Origin of the sequence: Streptomyces sp. NPDC101234 (assembly GCF_044767525.1) — a bacterium.
Taxonomy (GTDB): Bacteria; Actinomycetota; Actinomycetes; order Streptomycetales; family Streptomycetaceae; genus Streptomyces; species Streptomyces sasae.
Map to the genome: position 1 here is coordinate 355467 of NZ_JBIWOA010000006.1, position 16378 is coordinate 371844.

The following is a 16378-nucleotide window of genomic DNA, read 5'->3' on the forward strand; positions in this document are numbered from 1 at the left end:
CGGAGAATGGAGTGAGTGCCGATGGACGGCGCCGTTGTAGGGGTCGTACTGGTCGTCGCGCTGGCCCTGCTCGTGCTGCGCAGCGGGATGCGCGTGGTCAACCAGGTGGAGCGCGGGGTCGTCTTCCGTTTGGGCAAGGCACTGCCGTCGTACCGGCACCCGGGGATCACCTTCCTCATCCCCTTCGCCGACCGGATGCGCAAGGTGAACGTGCAGGTGGTCACCATGCCCGTCCCCACCCAGGAGGGCATCACCAAGGACAACGTGTCGGTGAAGGTCGACGCCGTCGTCTACTTCCGGGTGACCGACCCGGTGCGGGCGGCCATCGAGGTGCAGGACTACATGTTCGCCGTCGGGCAGGTCGCCCAGTCCTCCCTGCGGTCCATCATCGGCAAGAGCGACCTCGACGACCTGCTCACCGACCGCGAGCGGCTGCACGAGGGGCTCGCGCTGATGATCGACAGCCCGGCCACCGAGTGGGGCATCCACATCGACCGCGTCGAGATCAAGGACGTACAGCTCCCGGAGTCGCTGAAGCGGTCCATGTCCCGGCAGGCGGAGGCCGAGCGGGAGCGGCGGGCCCGGGTCATCACCGCGGACGGTGAGTTCCAGGCCGCGCAGCAGCTCGCCAACGCCTCCCGGATCATGTCCGACTCCCCCGAGGCGATGCAGCTGCGGCTGCTCCAGACCGTCGTCGAGGTGGCCGCCGAGAAGAACTCCACGCTCGTCATGCCGTTCCCGGTCGAGCTGCTGCGCTACTTCGAGCGGGCGACCAAGCGGCTCGACCAGGAGGTCGAGAAGAACGAGCGGGAGGCGGAGGTCCTCAACGAGGGGCTCAAGGCCGGGATCGAGCAGATCGCCGCCGTCGCCGACAAGTTCGGGCCCGCCGCGGAACTCACCGCTCCGCGGGAACCGGCACCGGAGCCGTCCGCTCCCGTCGAGCAGCCGTAGCGAGGGCCGGCGTCACCGCGAGCGACGCGCACGCCATGAGCGTCATCGCACGGGCGGTACGAGACGGCCGACGGTCAGCACGGCCGGCGGCCCGTCCCGGCCGGGCTCGGGGCGCTGGTCGAGGCCGGGAGCCGGTCCGCCACTTAACGGAGTTAGCATCCGTTTATGACGACTACCGAGAACAACGGGTCCGTGCTCGACATCGAGATCGGTGCGCTGCGGGGCGGCTCCGCCGACCTGGGCAGCTATGCCGGCAAGGCCGTGCTCATTGTCAACGTGGCCTCCAAGTGCGGTCTGACCCCGCAGTACAACGGCCTGGAGAAGCTCCAGGAGCGGTACGCGGCGCAGGGCTTCACCGTGCTTGGGGTGCCCTGCAACCAGTTCATGGGCCAGGAGCCCGGCAGCGCCGAGGAGATCGCCGAGTTCTGCTCGGCGACCTACGGCGTGACCTTCCCGATGACCGAGAAGGTCGAGGTGAACGGCGAGGGCCGGCACCCGCTGTACGACCGTCTGGTCGGGTTCGCCGACGGCGAGGGGCACAGCGGCGACATCCGCTGGAACTTCGAGAAGTTCCTGATCGGCCGGGACGGGCAGGTCGCCGCCCGGTTCTCGCCGCAGGCCGAGCCCGAGTCGGCGGAGGTCGTGGCGGCGGTGGAGGCCGCCCTCGTCTGAGTCCGGGTAGTCCGGGTTGACCTTGTCCCTGGGGCAGGGACCAGCCTCCGGGTCACCGGGCGGAAAGGATCCGCCCGGTGACGGAGGATGTGGCCGTGGACGAGGAACTGCTCACGATCGGCGCGTTCGCCGCCCGGTCCAGGCTCTCGGCGAAGGCACTGCGCCTGTACGACCGCCTCGGGCTGCTGGCCCCGGCACACGTCGACGAGGCCACCGGCTACCGCTACTACCGCGCCGGCCAGGCGGAGCGCGCCCGGCTGGTGGCGCTGTTGCGCCAGCTGGACATGCCGCTCGCGCGGATCGCCGAGGTGGTGGAGGCGGAGGAGGCGACGGACGGTGACCGGGCCGCCGCCCTGCTGGCCGGCTTCTGGGCGGACGTCGAGGCGCGGGTCGCCGGGCAGCGGACGCTCGCCGCATATCTCCGTGGACGGCTGTCCGGGAGGAGTTCGGAGATGTACGAGACGTTCGCGGTGGAGACGGTGGAGGTGCCCGCGCAGGTGGTGATCACCGAGACGCGGCACACGCTGGCGGGCGAGCTGCCCGCCTGGATCGGCGCCTCGCTGGGCCGGCTGGAGGCGGCGGCCCTGGAGTGCGGGGGTGTGACCGGGGCGCCGTTCGTCGTGTACCACGCGGAGGTGTCCATGGAGAGCGACGGCCCCGCCGAGGCCTGTGTGCCGGTGGCGGACGAGGCGGCGGCCCGGGCGTGGGCGGAGCGGCACGGGCGGGCCTGGGAGACGAAGGTACGGATCGAGCCGGCGTGCACGCTGGCGTACACCCGGATCCGCAAGGCGCAGGTGGCGCATCCGCAGATCCTCGCGGCCTTCGAGGCGGTGGAGCACTGGATCGCCGGGCAGCAGGGCCTGGAGTACGACGGCCCGTGCCGGGAGGTCTACTTCGCGGACTGGGACGCGGCCGGGCCCCAGGACCCGGTGTGCGATGTCGCCTTCCCGGTCAGGCGGTCGGGCCGGTAGGACGGTCAGGGCACAAGCCGAGCCCCCTCGGCAAGGACGGCGGGCCAGTCGAGAGGGCTCTGTTGGTGACGCTTGTGCAGTTGTCGTAGTCGGAAGAGCGGGCGGTGGGTCAGCGAGTGCCCCCTACGCCTTGACCGAGGCCACGAAGGTGTTCCACGCGCCGGCCGGGAACGCGAGGACGGGGCCTTCCTCGACCTTGGAGTCGCGTACGGCGAGTCCAGCGGTCGTCGGCGACTTGACCTCGACGCACGCCCCGTTCCCTGCGGAATAGGAGGACTTCGTCCACGTCTCCGTGGCGCCCTGAAGCAGTGCCATGTCCACTCCTGTAGCGAGTTGCTGTGGTGCTTGCTGTAGTGCGAATCACGCCAACCTTTCTGACCGGTTGGCGTGATCGACGCTACTAGCCAACTCCCCCGCCTGGAGCACTCGTTCACTCGACCGGATGGCATATTCCAGAGGAGACTTCCGCTGGAGCGTGGCGCCGGTGTACGATCCGGCGCCCTCCGTCCGGAAGGGCGTCCGGGAGGCGTCCGGGAGAGCTCAGCGGGCGTATTCCTTGGCCGCGTCGGCGATGAACTGACGGGACTGCTCGACGTTCAGCGACTGGGCCCGCAGGTGCTCGTACATCACGGCGTACTTCTGCACGTCGTGGGCCTTCTCCAGGTACAGGTCGCTGGTGACGCCCTCCAGGTAGACGACGCTGGAGTCGGCCGCGTCGGCGAACTCCAGGATCGCGTACTGGCCGTTGAGGCCGGGATGGGCGCCGCACTCGAAGGGCAGCACCTGGACGGTGATGTGCGGCTGCTGGGACATCTCCAGGAGGTACTCCAACTGCTCGCGCATCACGAGCCTGTTGCCGACGAGCCGGCGCAGCGCGGCCTCGTCGAGCACCACCCAGAGGCGAAGGGGGTTGTGTTCTGCGGTGATACGTTCCTGTCGGCGCATCCGCACCTGGACGCGCTTCTCGATGTCGGCGGCGGAGGTCTCCGGCAACGCGCCCTGCACCAGGGCCTCGGCATAGGCACGGGTCTGCAACAGCCCGGTGACCAGCTGGGGTTCGTACACCCTCAGCGACTCCGCGTCGGTCTCCAGGCCGATGTAGACGCTGTACGGAATGTCCCCGAACGCATGCCACCACCCCTGCTGCCGTGAATCCCTGGCCATCTCCATCAGGGACTCGACGACCCGCTGGTCCTCGACCTCGTACACCCCGCACAGGTCGCGGACGTCGCGCTGGCTGATGCTCCGGCGCCCGTTCTCCAGCCGGCTGATCTTCGACTGCGAAACGAGCAACCGCTCCGCGACCTCCTCCGCCGTCATGCCCTTGAGCTCGCGGAGCCTGCGCAGCTCCTGGCCCAGTCGGCGCCGCCTGACGGTGGGATTGACATTGGACGCCACGGGACGTGCACCTCCGGCTGCCTGCCTGTAACTACCACTTTGCGTATCTGCTGTTGAGCAGACTGCCACCAAGGTGCTTTCTACCGCTGGGAAACGGCGGATATGCGGCGCGTACGCGTCAGCTCGGGCGCGTTCCGGATTCTCCGGACTCCGGGGGCGGACACGGCCGAGCGGGACGGCGAGGCGCGTACTGCTGTGTACGCCTCACCGCCCCGCTCGGACCAGCGGCTCCCGAACCGGGTCTCAGGGGTGCTGTGTTGCCGCCCGTTGCCGCCGTGGCACTGCGGCTCAGTGCACCACGGCGCGGGCCATCGCACCTCGGCGCGGCTGCATCGGAACTCCACGGGCGGGTTCCGGCGCACCGGGCCTGGCGCCTGGTCCTGCCTGACGGCCTGCCGGGGCCGCCGGGTTACGGCGTGGCTGCGCGGCCGCGCCGTTCTGCACGTCCATGACGGCGTGGGCGACGAGCCCGCCCATCGGGTCGTGCCGGATCAAGTCCCGCAGCCTGGAACGAGAGGAGCGTCCCTCGTTGCCCGGATACAGGTGCTTGCCGAGACCGACCGCGTGGGCCAGGGCGGCGAGCGCGGCGGTCCGCGGGTCCGGCGGTACGCCGGTGCGGATCGCCGAATCCAGCCGGCCACGGATCTCCCGGGTGACGGCGTTGTCCGTCGCCTGGTACCGAGTGGTCGGCAGCACCCCGCACATCTGCCCCGCTACGGCGGCGACCATGCCGCACCGTTCGAGATGCGCGAGATAGATCTGACGCAGCCCCAGCCGGGGCCCGCCGATCCAGTGAACAGCCCGCACGGGAGCGCCACGCCTTCGCAGCAACTCCAACGCGCAGTCCAAAGTCGGATCTCCAGTCGGCCGTGGCTGCACCACGGCGATACGATCCCCGTCTGGGGCTATCCGTCCGGCCAGCGCCAGCTCCACTAGCTGTGCTCCGGCCAGACCGAGGTCGAGCGACTGCGGCTGTGCAGTGGTACCCGTGGCCGGGTCCAGTGCCAGCAGCAGAAGCTCCTCCGGAAGTGTTCTGCGGCTCCTGCCCATCCATGCCTCCCCGCGTGGATGAATGACAGGGTGACCCCTCTCACATTGGTCTGTCGAGGGTGCGTGACCGGTTTGTAAGGGAACCGGAAGGTATGTCGTTCTCGTCTACCGCAGGGGCTAAGCCCGCACACAGGACACTGGTACATGGTTCGGACAGCGCACGGAAACGTGCGGAGCGTGGAGGAGGCATCGGTGGCGGGCGAGTCCCCCGACAGGTCGAAGCAGCGCGAGTCGTCGGCAGAACCGACGTCGGGGAGCGCGGGTTCGGTTCCCGAAGCACGCGACCCGCGGCTGGCGGTGGCCGCCGAGAAGGAGACGACCGGGGGCGTGGACACCGCGACCCGGGTCTTCTCGGTACGTGACCTGAAGCCGAACCCGGCCGAGGAGAACGACACGAAGCTCCGCGAGGCGGTGGCGGCATGGGTACGAACGGGCAACCCGACGGAGGACACGGAGACCTCCGAGGACACCGAGACGCCCTCCGAACACCCCGCCGACGCGCCCGAGAAGCCCGAGGAGCGCGCTGAGCGCCCCGAGGACGACACGGAGGGCCAGGAGCCCCCACAGCCGCCGAAGAACGCCCAGAAGCCCAACACAACACCAGAGCCGCCCACTGAGCCCGACGCGGAGCCCGAGGACGCCAAGCCCGCGGACGAGCCGAAGGCCGACGCAGAGCCCGAGGACGCCAAGCCCGCGGACGAGCCGAAGGCCGACGCAGAGCCCGAGGACGCGAAGCCCGCCGACAAGGCGAAGGCCGACGCAGAGCCCGAGGACGCGAAGCCCGCCGACAAGGCGAAGGCCGACGCAGAGCCTGAAGACGCGAAGCCTGCGGACGAGTTGAAGGCCGACGCCGAGCCCGAGGACGCGACACCCACGGACGAGCCGAAGGGTGATGTTCGGGATGCCGTCCCCGGGGACGAACCCGCGGACGCCGACGGCGAGGACGACCCGCAGGGGCCACCCGCACCTGACAACGATGGCCGCACGGGTGGTGCGGGTGGGAACACCAAGACCGCAACCGACGACGAACCCGAGGACACCAAGCCCGCGGACGAGGCGAAGGCCGACGCGGAGCCCGAGGACGCCAAGCCCGCCGACAAGGCGAAGGCCGACGACGAAGCCGCGGACGCCGACGGTGAGGACACGTCGCAGGGGTCACCCGCGCCTGACAACGATGGCCGCACGGTTGGTGCGGGTGGGGACACCGGAACCGCAACCGGCGGCGAGGACGACCCGCAGGGGTCCGCCGTCGATCAGCCGACCACCATGCTCAAGGCCCCCCGCCCGCCGCAGGTCGACCAGCCCACCACCACGCTCAAGCTGGGCGGGAAGCCCAAGCCCGATCCCAAGTCCCCCGAGCGCACCAGCAAGTTCGTCGCGCTCAAGTCGGACATACAGTCGGAGGCGAAGCCGGACGCGAAGCCGGACGCGAAGCCGGCGGCCAAGCCCGAGACCGCCTCCACCACCCGCACCACGGTCATCCCCCAGGTCGGTCCCGAGCGCACCACTCAGCAGCCGCTCCCCCCGAAGCCCCCGCTGGACCTGCTCGCCGAGCTGACCAACACGCCTCCACCGCCGGAGACCTCGGTCAGGACCGCCATCCGCCGGGTCAAGATCTGGACGCCCCTGGTCATCGTCCTGCTGATCGTCTTTGCGGTCGTACAGACTCTTCGTCCGCTCCCCCAGCCCACCCTCGACCTCACCGCGAAGGACACGTACACCTTCGACGGCAGCAAGACCGACATCCCCTGGCCGGCCGACGGACAGGCCGCCCTCGACGTCCAGGGCATCGGCACGTTCGGCTCCTCCGGCGACCAGAAGCCGGTCCCGATCGCCAGCGTCGCCAAGGTGATGACCGCGTACATCATCCTGCGCGACCACCCCCTGAAGAGCGGCGCCGCCGGCCCGAAGATCAAGATCGACCAGGCCGCCCAGGACCAGGCGAACGCCGGCCAGGAGTCCACCGTCGACGTGACGGCCGGCGACTCGGTCACCCAGCGCGAGGCCCTGGAGAGCATCCTCATCGCCTCGGCCAACAACATCGCCCGCCTGCTGGCCCGCTGGGACGCGGGCAGTGAGAAGTCGTTCGTGGTGAAGATGAACGCCACGGCGAAGAAGCTGGGCATGACGAACACGACGTACACCGACCCGTCGGGCCTCACGAACTCCACCGTGTCCACCGCCGTGGACCAGGTGAAGCTGGCGAAGGCGGCGATGGCGAGCGAGCCCGCGTTCCGCGAGGTCGCGGCGATGATGTCGTACGACGACTACAAGGGTGTCAACCACCCCAACTGGAACCAGCTCGTCGGCCACAACAACGTGGTCGGCATCAAGACCGGCACCACCACCTCCGCCCTCGGCAACCTGGTCTTCGCCGCGAAGAAGGACGTGAACGGCGAGACCCGCACGGTCATCGGCGCGGTGATCCGGCAGCCGGCCAACGCCAGCAACGGCAACAGCATCCTCAAGGCCGCCCTCAACGCCGGCGACCAGCTCATCCAGGCGGCGCAGGGGGCACTGAAGTCGGCGACCATCTACAAGAAGGGCGACGTCGTCGGCTACGTGGACGACGGTCTCGGCGGTCGTACCCCGGTCGTGGCCACGCAGGACGTCACGGCCATCGGCTGGTCGGGGCTGAAGGTGAAGCTGTCCTTCGCCGCCGACAAGGTGCCGCACACCGCGAAGGCGGGCACCAAGGTCGGCACCCTCACCGTGGGTGACGGCTCCGGCTCCGCCGTCCAGGTTCCGGTCGCCCTGCAGAAGGACCTCGCCGAGCCCGGGTTCACGAGCAAGCTGACCCGCCTCGGCTGACCCATAACGCACATTCCGTCTCCGCACCCCGCCGATGGCGGCCCACCCCAGGGCCCCGCGGCGGGGTGCGTGCTAGCGTCACGAATCGGGGCAGGTCGCCGGTCGTCGGGACACGGCCGCGAACTGGACGGGAAGCGGCCGCCAACACCGTGAAACGCGGCCGGGAACAGAAGACGGGACACGGGGAGTGCCTTCAGGTGGCCACAGCGGATGCGACACGCGCCGACGATGCCGATCCGGGCCCGGTAGCCGGCCCGCGAATAGCCCTGCCCGAGGCCGGTCCCGAGACCGGCCTCGAAGCCGGTGCGGACGGTACGCACGACACACACCGTGACGACGGGACCGCAAGGAGAGCCGGCGTGGTCGGCCGGCTCCTGGAGGCCGCCGAACCCCTGCGCCGGCGCATGCTGCAGCATCCCGTGCTGTCGGTCACGATCCTCGCCGGGGTCCTGCACATCATCTGGTTCTTCACGTTCGCGAACAGCGGCGGCGACCTCGCGGCACAGGACGCCTGGGCCGAGTTCGTCGGCCGGCACCCCGACTCGGCGTACAACCTCGCGTGGTACGGCGGTATGCACCCGGTGTCGTACAGCGTGGTGTCGCCGTACCTGATGTCGGTGCTCGGCGTCCGTACCACGATGATGATCGCCGGCACCGCCTCGGCCGGCCTGCTGACCCTGCTCCTGATCCGCAGCCGGGCGGTCCGGAACCCGCTGTGGACCGCGTCCGCCGGGGTCTTCGCGCTCCTGTGCAACGCCATCTCCGGGCGGGTCACCTTCGGGCTCGGCACGGCGTTCGCGCTGGCCTCGGTCGGGGCGGTGTTCTGCTGGCCGCACCGCTGGCGCTTCAAACGGTGGGCGAAGGCGCTCGTCGCGGCCCCGCTCGCCGCGCTCGCCACCATGTCGTCCCCGGTGGCGGGTCTCTTCATCGGCCTGGTGGCGGTCGCGCTGTTCCTGCAGAAGCGGCGTCCGGGCGCCTGGGCGCTGGGCCTGGCACCCGCGGCCGTGGTGGCGGTCTCCGCCTGGCTGTTCCCGTTCTCCGGCACCCAGCCCATGACCATCGGCTCGGTGATCCTGCCCCTCGGCTACGGCCTGCTGTGTCTGTTCCTCGTCCCCAGGGAGTGGAAGACGGTCCGGCTGACGGCCGCCGTGTACAGCCTCGCCGTGGTGCTGGTGTGGTTGGTCAGTTCGCAGATCGGCTCGAACATCTCGCGGCTGCCGATGCTGTTCGCGGGCGCGACCCTGGTCGCCGCCCTCCCGTACACCGTGCCGCGCTCGCGCAAGTACTACGTCACGGTCCTCGCCTTCCTCGGCTTCGTCGGCTGGATCGGCTTCAAGTCGGTGGACGACATCATCCACACGACCCCGGCCGCGTCCTGGGCCCGTGAGCTCGCCCCGCTCGTCCACCAGCTCCAGCAGGTCGGCGCCGAGAAGGGCCGTGTCGAGGTGGTCCCGGCCCGCTCCCACCGGGAGGCGTCCGCGCTCGCGCCGTACGTCAACCTGGCCCGCGGCTGGAACCGCCAGGCCGACATGGAGCGCAACCCGCTCTTCTACGACGACACCCTCAACTCCGCGAACTACCACGAGTGGCTGCAGCGCTGGGCCGTCCACTTCGTCGTCCTGCCGAAGGGCGAGCCGGACGGCGACGGCGGCGAGCGGGAACGCGCCCTGGTCCGGCGCGGGATGCCGTATCTGAAGCAGATCTGGGGCGACGCCAACTGGCAGCTGTTCAAGGTGACCGACCCGATACCGCTCGCCGAGCCGAACGCGGTGGTGGACAGCGCCGACCAGGGCGAGCTGACCATCGAGGTCCACAAGGCCGGGCGGATCCTGATCCGGATCCCGTACTCGCCGTGGCTGAGCATCGTCGACGCGAAGGGCAAGAGCCTGAAGCCCCCGCAGGAGACGCAGGCGTCCAAGCACCGGGCCGCGGGCCGGCCGAAGACGTACGTCAACGTCAACGGCTGCCTGGCGGAGACCCCGGAGGACGCGAAGGGCGACAAGTGGACGATGCTGCTCGCGCCGAAGGCGGGCACGTACCGGCTGGCGGCGCCGTACCAGCTGCCCCGGGGCACCCCTTGCCCCGACGAACTCAAGTGAGGGCCGGAGCGGTTCCGGCCCTCACCGTCTGACGGGGTCTCCGCTCGAGTCGCGATCAACCCGTGCGGCGCGCACGATGGAAGCAGGGGGTACCGCATCGCGCCCCGCGAGGGGTTTGCACCGGTTCGCACCATCGGAGCCGGTGGCCGGTCCGCGGGGCCAGGCCGAGGAGGTCAGCTGTGGCCCACACCGAACTCCCGCCGGGTGGCACCGAATCGGAAGACCATCCGTGGAAGATCCGTCTCGTCGAACATCCCGCACGTTTCGACTCCCCGCAGTTCATCGCCGCCAAGAAGACGGCACACGCGATCCTGCACGCCATGGCCGACGCCGATCTGCCCTACGGGCCCAGGCCCGTCGACCCGGGGCCGGGACCGAACGGCGGCGAGCACTGGGAGATGCACCACGGGGGCAGCCTGTGGGTGAAGGGTGCCAAGGGCTGGCGCATGTACCGCGCCCGTGTCGGTATCGAGTGGAGCATGCAGTTCTGCGCGGACCCCGTGAAGGTCGACCGGCTCCGGGAGGAAGCGGCCGAGCTGATGGACGCCTTCCCGCTCACGCTGCCCGCGCTGGCGGAGCTGGGCTACGACGGCGCCGCCGCGTTGCTGCGCACGCCGATCAAGGACGCCGACGGGGTCGAGGCGTGGACGGACTCCCTGTTCAACGCCTGCGTGCCGCTGAGCCACGGGAATCACCAGGGCATCCTCCCCAGCGTGCCCGGTGAACACCACTATCCCTGGCCGGTGAAGGGCGCGGACTTCGTCCGGTTCGACGACTTCCAGCTGTGGGTGACACTGCCCGACGGCACGCACGGCGCCGTGGCTCCGGTGGACCGCCGCGGCTCCGGCGACGGGCACGTCCGCCTGGCCTTCGTCCCCGAGGGCAGCGACGCCGCGGACACGCTGGCGCAGGCGGAGGAGCGCGGCCTGATGGCCGTACTGCCGGCGACCAGCACCGTGGCCCGGCAGGCCTTCGCCCAGCAGATCGGCCCCGGCCGCCGAACCGCCTCCGGCCCGCTGTCCAACGGCCACTAGGGCCTCAGCAGGGTTCAGCGCAGCTCGGCCACGTGGCGGTCCGTGCCCGGCACCGTCGGGACGAACGGCGCCACCAGCTCCACCCTGCCCAGACCCGACTCGGCGACCTGCTCGTCCAGCCCGGTGAAGCGGGCCTCCCAGCAGTCCCTCGGGTCGGTCTCCAGGAACCACAGGAGCGTCAGCCGGGTGTCGACGCCCTCCACCTGCTTCACATAGGTCATCCGGCTCGCCGTGGCTGAGCATCGTCGACGCGAAGGGCAAGAGCCTGAAGCCCCCGCAGGAGACGCAGGCGTCCAAGCACCGGGCCGCGGGCCGGCCGAAGACGTACGTCAACGTCAACGGCCGCCTCGCGGAGACACCGGAGGACGCGAAGGGCGACAAGTGGACGATGCTGCTCGCGCCGAAGGCGGGCACGTACCGGCTGGCGGCGCCGTACCAGCTGCCCCGGGGCACCCCTTGCCCCGACGAACTCAAGTGATCCCGGCCCGGTCTGCGGCGTCGTCTGCCGGCCACGACCGGGGAACCTCGTACTTCGCCGGAAGTTCCCGGCCGAGGGCTATCGTCGGGTTGTGACGGAAGTACCACGGCAGGACGCGGATCACGGGGGCGGGTGGCCGAGGGGGAGTTTCCTCGGGAGACTGTCCGAGGCGGCGCTCGACGACCTGTTGGCGCTGGGCCGGCCCCGGACGTTCGAGGCGAAGGACGTGCTGATCCGCCAGGGCGACACCGACCGGTACTCGCTGCTGCTGCTCTCCGGCTTCACCAAGGTCACCGCCACCGTGGAGAACGGGCAGGAGTCCCTGCTGGCCATCCGGCTCAGCGGGGACATCGTCGGCGAGATGGCGGCGGTCGGGGACATGCCGCGTTCGGCAACCGTCACCGCGTGCGGCAGGGTGTCGTCCCGGGCCGTCTCCCACGAGGCGCTGCGCGCGTTCCTGCTGCGCTGCCCGGATGCCGCCGTGGAGTTGACGCGCATCGTGTCGGAGCGGCTGCGCTGGGCGAACAGCCGTCGGCTCGAGTTCCGTGGGTACAGCGTCAAGGAACGGCTCGCGAGGATCCTGGTCGACCTGGTGTCGGCCCACGGGCGGCCGGGGCGGGACGGAATGGATCTCGAATTCACCCTCACCCAGCCGGAGTTGGCCGCGCTGACGGGTGCCGCCGAGCCGACTGTGCACAAGGCGCTCAAGGAGCTGCGCGACGCGCGGCTGATCAGCACCGGCTATCGGACCACCACGATCCGGAGCCTCGACCGGTTGCGGGCCGAGGCGCGGCTGCTGCCGTGGGACACCTCCTGAAGCCGGGGCCTCAGCCCGGACAGGCCCGGAGGATCAGGCACAGGCCGGCCGTCGTGGCCATCACGGCGGTGCAGGCGACGGCGGCCGCCGTGTAGCGGCACTTGGTGACGGTGACCGTGGCCAGGAAGCGGCACGCCTGCCACAGCTCTGCCCGCTCGCCCCCCGCGGGGTCGCCGCCCGCCCCGCCCTGCGGCGCCGGGCCGGGCGGTGGCACGGTCACGGCGTCCATCAGAGCACGGACGCTGTATCTGTTGAACGAGGCGGGCTGCCACAGTCGCGGCTTGAGCACCAGGGCGAGACAGACCACTCCGCCCAGGAAAGCCGCCGCGAAGAGGGCGCACAGCCCGTCCAGCAACACGCTGCCGAACGCGCCGTGCGCCCAGGACTGCCGTGCCGTTCGCACCCAGGGCCCGAACGGCACGACCAGGGCCGCCTGGACACCGGCGAGGATGCCGGCCTTGCCGTCCGCGAGTTGATGGGTCGTCTGCAGCGAGACCAGCATCACCGCCGGGTCGCCCGACCGGTCGGACTGCGGTGGTCCGTCGCCGTGGGGCTCGTGTGCCATGCCGACTCCTTCGTGCTGGCGAAGATCCCCGGTGGACCCGGGGTGGGCCCCTGGTGGCCCTGGGCGGATCGCAGGGGATCGTGGGGGATCCGTTCACCGCGTGCCCCCAGTAAGGCCGCTACGGCAACGGGTGACCACCTACTTTTGCGGGTTCTCGGAAAACAGCGGGATCCCGTATTTCCATGGGGTTCGGGTCGGCTGGGACTGATACGACAGTTCCCCGCCCCGTGGGCACGGTTCGCACTATGAGGTCTTCTTTGTCTCGTTTCCGCAACAGAGGCACGGGGCGGCGGGCTTTCCTGTGATGCTGCTTGTCCCTTCTCGATCGCCGATTTTCCCCGCAAGAAATTCGGTCACCGTTTCGAAAGAATAGAACATGAATCGAATGAAAGGTTTTTCGCGCCGACCTCTGCTGGCCGTGGACGCTCAGGGGTACGGGCGGAGCACCCCGCTCCGCCAGCACTGGATCCAGGAGGCGGTGCCCCGCGTCCTCGACGAGGCGGCCGAGGAAGTGGGTTTCGACAGAGCGGCCTGGCTGACCCAGGTCGCCGGTGACTCCGCGCTGTCCATCCTCCCCGTCGAGGAGTCCGAACCGCGGCTCGTGGACGACTTCATGCGCCACCTCGACTCGGCCATCCAAGGGGTCAACGACGGCCGCCAGCCGGACGCCTGGCTGCAGCTGCGGGCGGCGGTGCACCACGGCCCGGTCACCCTCGCGGCCAGTGGCTTCTCCGACCGGGGACCGGTGGCGGTGAGCCGGATCCTCAACTCCCGCCCGCTCAGGCAGGCGTTGCGCCTGAGTGCCGGAGCGCGGCTCGCGGTCGCGGTCTCCCGCGAGGTCTTCAACACCGTCGTGGTCAGCGACTACACGACCCTGCGCGCCGCGGAGTTCCGCGAAGTCCGGGTCAGGGAAAAGGAGTTCGACGACACCGCCTGGATCCGGGTGCTGGGCGGCGACGTCCACGGGCTCGGTGACCTGGGCGACCCGGGCGGGGACGAGCCGCCGCCCGGGGACGATCCACCACCCCGGGGCGGCCCGGCCCCGGGCGGCACGCCCGGGTCGGGGCCGGGTCCTGCCCCGGGCCAGCAGGCGGTGCAGACCTTCAACGCCACGGTCGAGGGTCCCGTCATCGGGATCCAGAACAACCCACGCCCATGAACGACGAGAAGTCGTTGCCAGCGGATCCGGAGGGCGGGGATTCCATGCAGCCGTCGCCGGGAAAACCCACTTCCGCGTATGCCCCTGTGAATTCGGGGACAGATGTTGAACCTGATATCGGCGAGAAAGGCGAGGGGCCTGAGAGGCGAAAGAATCCGGAATCGGAGATGCGAAGAGCGCCGGAACCGGAAAACCGAATAGCGCCGGACGGAGAACCGGTGAAGCCCCGCGGCCGGGAGCCGTCCGCCGGGAAGGCCGCGTCGCCCGTCGCCGACGCCAGCGAGCAGCAGGTCTCCGCCGTCCACACCACGTACACCACGGTCCACCAGAACATGTACGGACCGATCGGCCCCGGCGGAGTGACCGCTGTCACGGGTGCGGCCCCCATCGCCCAGGGCCGGGCGACCGGCCCCATGCGTGAGGAGGAGATCAGCCTCCTCTTGCGGCGCTACACCGAACCCGCCGTGTTCTCCGAGGCGTTGGCCGCGCTGGAGGCCGACCGGGTGGTGGCCCTGATCGGCCCGTCCGGGACGGGCAAACGCTCCGGAGCCGTCGCCCTGCTCAAGAACGTGGTGCACGAAGAGGGCCGCATGATCGTGCTGTCCCCGGACATCACCCTGGAGCAGTTGGCGGAGCGGCGCTTCGACAGCGGCAACGGCTATGTCGTGCTCGACCGGGTCGACGACGGCGGGATCAGGGACGCTCAGGCGGACTTCGCCTGGCGGCGCGTGCAGGAACGCATCCATGCCTGCGAGGCCCACCTCGTCATCACCACCCGGCCACGCGTGGACCGTACGCCTCCGTCGTCGGTCCGCCACGTCACCTGGGAGGCGCCCGCCACCGAGAAGGTGCTGCGGCTGCGGCTGAAGCTGAGCGGCTGTTCCGACGCGAAGGTCGCCAGGGCCGTCGAGCTGATCCGTCCCAACTGCCCGGTGGCCAAGGCCGTCGAGGTCGCCGACGGCATCTGCCGGGGCGGGGAGCCCGAAGAGGTCTGGAGGGAATACGACTCCAACACCTACGAAACCGTCCAGCGGTGGTTCAACGCGCCGGGGCGCACCATGCGGGAGATCCTCCAGGTCACCACCGTGGCCTTCGCCGCCGGCAACGGCATCAGGGCCTGCGAGCAGTTGCTGACGCTGCTCGACCACCATCTGAGCCGGGAGTTCGGGAGCCTGAACGGCTCGCGCGGAAGGGGCAGCGGCCTCTCCTCGCCGCTGACCGCGCCCACCGCCATGGGCGCCACGAGCGTCACGGTGGGCAAGGGCAAGGACCTCGCGGCGAAACAGTCCGGGACCGGCGACGCCATCCTGCTGGACCACCGGCGGGCGATGCTCGGAATCGACCTGCTGACGACCGTACGCATCCCGGTGGACTCGGTCACCCGCGAGGTCGTGGTCTTCGGCACGCCGTCGCATCGGCGCTGGGTGCTCACCGAGCTGTGGGCGCGCTACCCCGCGGAGTTCTGGGACGCGGTGCAGAAGTGGCTGACCGCCGTGGTGAGCGAACCGGACGCCCCGTGTCCCCCGGGCACCCTCGCGGGCGCCCAGCTCGAAGTGTCCATGGCCGCGGCGCTCGCGATGCTGGCGGCCACGGACTTCGAGGAGGTCGCCGACCGGTACCTGCTGCCGTGGGCCGCCGGACAGGCCGGTCAGCGCGGCCAGGCCATGGCCGTCTACGTGCTGTGGGACATGTGCCAGAACGACCTGGGCCTGGACACGGCCGCCCTGGCCATCGCCCGGAGCTGGGCCCAGTCCCGCTCCGCTGCGCTGCGGGACACCGCGGCACTGGCGTTCAGCGGCTGGCTGGGCGTGCGCTTCCCCACGGACGCGGTGAAGTGGCTGTGGCATCTCATCGTCCACGAGGGCATCGAGGGCATGGGCACCGCCGCCCTGGCCAGGTTCTTCGCGCTGCTCGTCTATCACGACGAGGACCCCTCCCGCATCCTGGGGCTGCTGTCCTACCGGCTGGGCAAACACGCCTCGCAGGCCGGCCGGTCCCCGCTGAAGTCGCTGACCTTCGGGGCCGTCGTGACCATCCTGTCCATCCGGGACGCCTCCAACCGGCCCATCGCCCTGCGCTACTTCGCGCTCCACTCCGACCGCTGCGACCAGCTCCTGCAGCTGTGGGCCGCCGCCTTCTCCTACTGGCCGATGCGCGAGAGGACCGTAGCGGCGTTCGCCTCCCACCTCCGGGCGCTCCCACAGCTCACCGAGAAGCCCGCCGACGTGAGCCGCGCCCTGGGCAGAGGCCTGCGCGTCCGCCTCGGCGAGGTGGACAGGGCGGCACTCCGCGCCGATCTGGTGCGACTGACCCGACGAAAAGGCCCGGGCGACGCGATCGGCCCGTTGCTGGAAGAACTCTGAAAGGTGTACC

13 protein-coding genes and 2 pseudogenes are annotated in these 16378 nt (G+C 70.4%); 10 read left to right on the forward strand and 5 right to left on the reverse strand.

All coding sequences use genetic code 11. The features are described 5' to 3' along the window. Positions 1-21 precede the first annotated feature (21 nt). The 3 genes from ACIRR9_RS14330 (at position 22) to ACIRR9_RS14340 (ending at position 2594) form a co-directional block, all read left to right on the forward strand. Positions 22-951, forward strand: a complete 930-nt coding sequence (locus ACIRR9_RS14330) for an SPFH domain-containing protein (protein ID WP_403751040.1) — start codon at positions 22-24, stop codon at positions 949-951. Positions 952-1116: 165 nt separating this feature from the next. Beyond that, on the forward strand, positions 1117-1623 hold the full coding sequence (locus ACIRR9_RS14335; protein WP_403751042.1) for a glutathione peroxidase: 507 nt from the start codon (positions 1117-1119) through the stop codon (positions 1621-1623). A gap of 77 nt (positions 1624-1700) precedes the next feature. After that, positions 1701-2594, forward strand: coding sequence for a MerR family transcriptional regulator (locus ACIRR9_RS14340; protein ID WP_403751044.1), 894 nt, complete (start codon positions 1701-1703; stop codon positions 2592-2594). Between the two features lie 123 nt (positions 2595-2717). Here ACIRR9_RS14340 and ACIRR9_RS14345 read toward each other — a convergent pair whose 3' ends face one another. The 3 genes from ACIRR9_RS14345 to ACIRR9_RS14355 form a co-directional block, all read right to left on the reverse strand. Then, a complete protein-coding gene (locus ACIRR9_RS14345; RefSeq protein WP_293995171.1) occupies positions 2718-2909 on the reverse strand; it encodes a DUF397 domain-containing protein in 192 nt (63 codons plus the stop codon). 225 nt (positions 2910-3134) lie between these two features. Then, on the reverse strand, positions 3135-3992 hold the full coding sequence (locus ACIRR9_RS14350) for a helix-turn-helix transcriptional regulator (protein ID WP_089102094.1): 858 nt from the start codon (positions 3990-3992) through the stop codon (positions 3135-3137). Positions 3993-4280: 288 nt separating this feature from the next. Continuing rightward, a complete protein-coding gene (locus ACIRR9_RS14355) occupies positions 4281-5042 on the reverse strand; it encodes a GPP34 family phosphoprotein (RefSeq protein ID WP_365336171.1) in 762 nt (253 codons plus the stop codon). A 144-nt stretch (positions 5043-5186) separates the two neighbouring features. On the opposite strand from ACIRR9_RS14355, the gene ACIRR9_RS14360 reads away from it, so the two are divergent. The 3 genes from ACIRR9_RS14360 to ACIRR9_RS14370 all read left to right on the forward strand — a co-directional run bounded on the left by ACIRR9_RS14360 (position 5187) and on the right by ACIRR9_RS14370 (position 10986). Beyond that, a complete protein-coding gene (locus ACIRR9_RS14360) occupies positions 5187-7853 on the forward strand; it encodes a D-alanyl-D-alanine carboxypeptidase (RefSeq protein ID WP_403751047.1) in 2667 nt (888 codons plus the stop codon). Positions 7854-8050: 197 nt separating this feature from the next. Further along, positions 8051-9952: an MFS transporter gene (locus ACIRR9_RS14365; RefSeq protein ID WP_403751049.1), complete on the forward strand. Its 1902-nt coding sequence runs from the start codon at positions 8051-8053 to the stop codon at positions 9950-9952. A gap of 179 nt (positions 9953-10131) precedes the next feature. Beyond that, positions 10132-10986 carry a DUF6424 family protein gene (locus ACIRR9_RS14370; RefSeq protein WP_403751051.1) on the forward strand — a complete coding sequence of 285 codons (855 nt, stop codon included), beginning with the start codon at positions 10132-10134 and terminating at the stop codon, positions 10984-10986. Positions 10987-11000: 14 nt separating this feature from the next. Here ACIRR9_RS14370 and ACIRR9_RS14375 read toward each other — a convergent pair. Continuing rightward, positions 11001-11210 (reverse strand): annotated as a pseudogene (locus tag ACIRR9_RS14375) (hypothetical protein); the annotation flags it as partial. A gap of 2 nt (positions 11211-11212) precedes the next feature. Here ACIRR9_RS14375 and ACIRR9_RS14380 point away from each other — a divergent pair. Together ACIRR9_RS14380 and ACIRR9_RS14385 are read left to right on the forward strand one after the other, a co-directional pair. Then, positions 11213-11464 (forward strand): annotated as a pseudogene (locus tag ACIRR9_RS14380) (MFS transporter); the annotation flags it as partial. Positions 11465-11555: 91 nt separating this feature from the next. After that, the gene (locus ACIRR9_RS14385) at positions 11556-12281 is read left to right on the forward strand and encodes a Crp/Fnr family transcriptional regulator (RefSeq protein WP_403751053.1); all 726 of its coding nucleotides are present in this window, start codon (positions 11556-11558) and stop codon (positions 12279-12281) included. A gap of 10 nt (positions 12282-12291) precedes the next feature. Here the strand turns inward: ACIRR9_RS14385 and ACIRR9_RS14390 are convergent, their stop codons facing one another. Then, positions 12292-12846: a hypothetical protein gene (locus tag ACIRR9_RS14390; RefSeq protein ID WP_403751055.1), complete on the reverse strand. Its 555-nt coding sequence runs from the start codon at positions 12844-12846 to the stop codon at positions 12292-12294. Positions 12847-13231: 385 nt separating this feature from the next. Between ACIRR9_RS14390 and ACIRR9_RS14395 the strand changes: the two genes are divergently transcribed. Continuing rightward, positions 13232-14005: a hypothetical protein gene (locus tag ACIRR9_RS14395; protein WP_403751057.1), complete on the forward strand. Its 774-nt coding sequence runs from the start codon at positions 13232-13234 to the stop codon at positions 14003-14005. 218 nt (positions 14006-14223) lie between these two features. Next, on the forward strand, positions 14224-16368 hold the full coding sequence (locus ACIRR9_RS14400) for a hypothetical protein (RefSeq protein ID WP_403751059.1): 2145 nt from the start codon (positions 14224-14226) through the stop codon (positions 16366-16368). Positions 16369-16378: the final 10 nt, after the last annotated feature.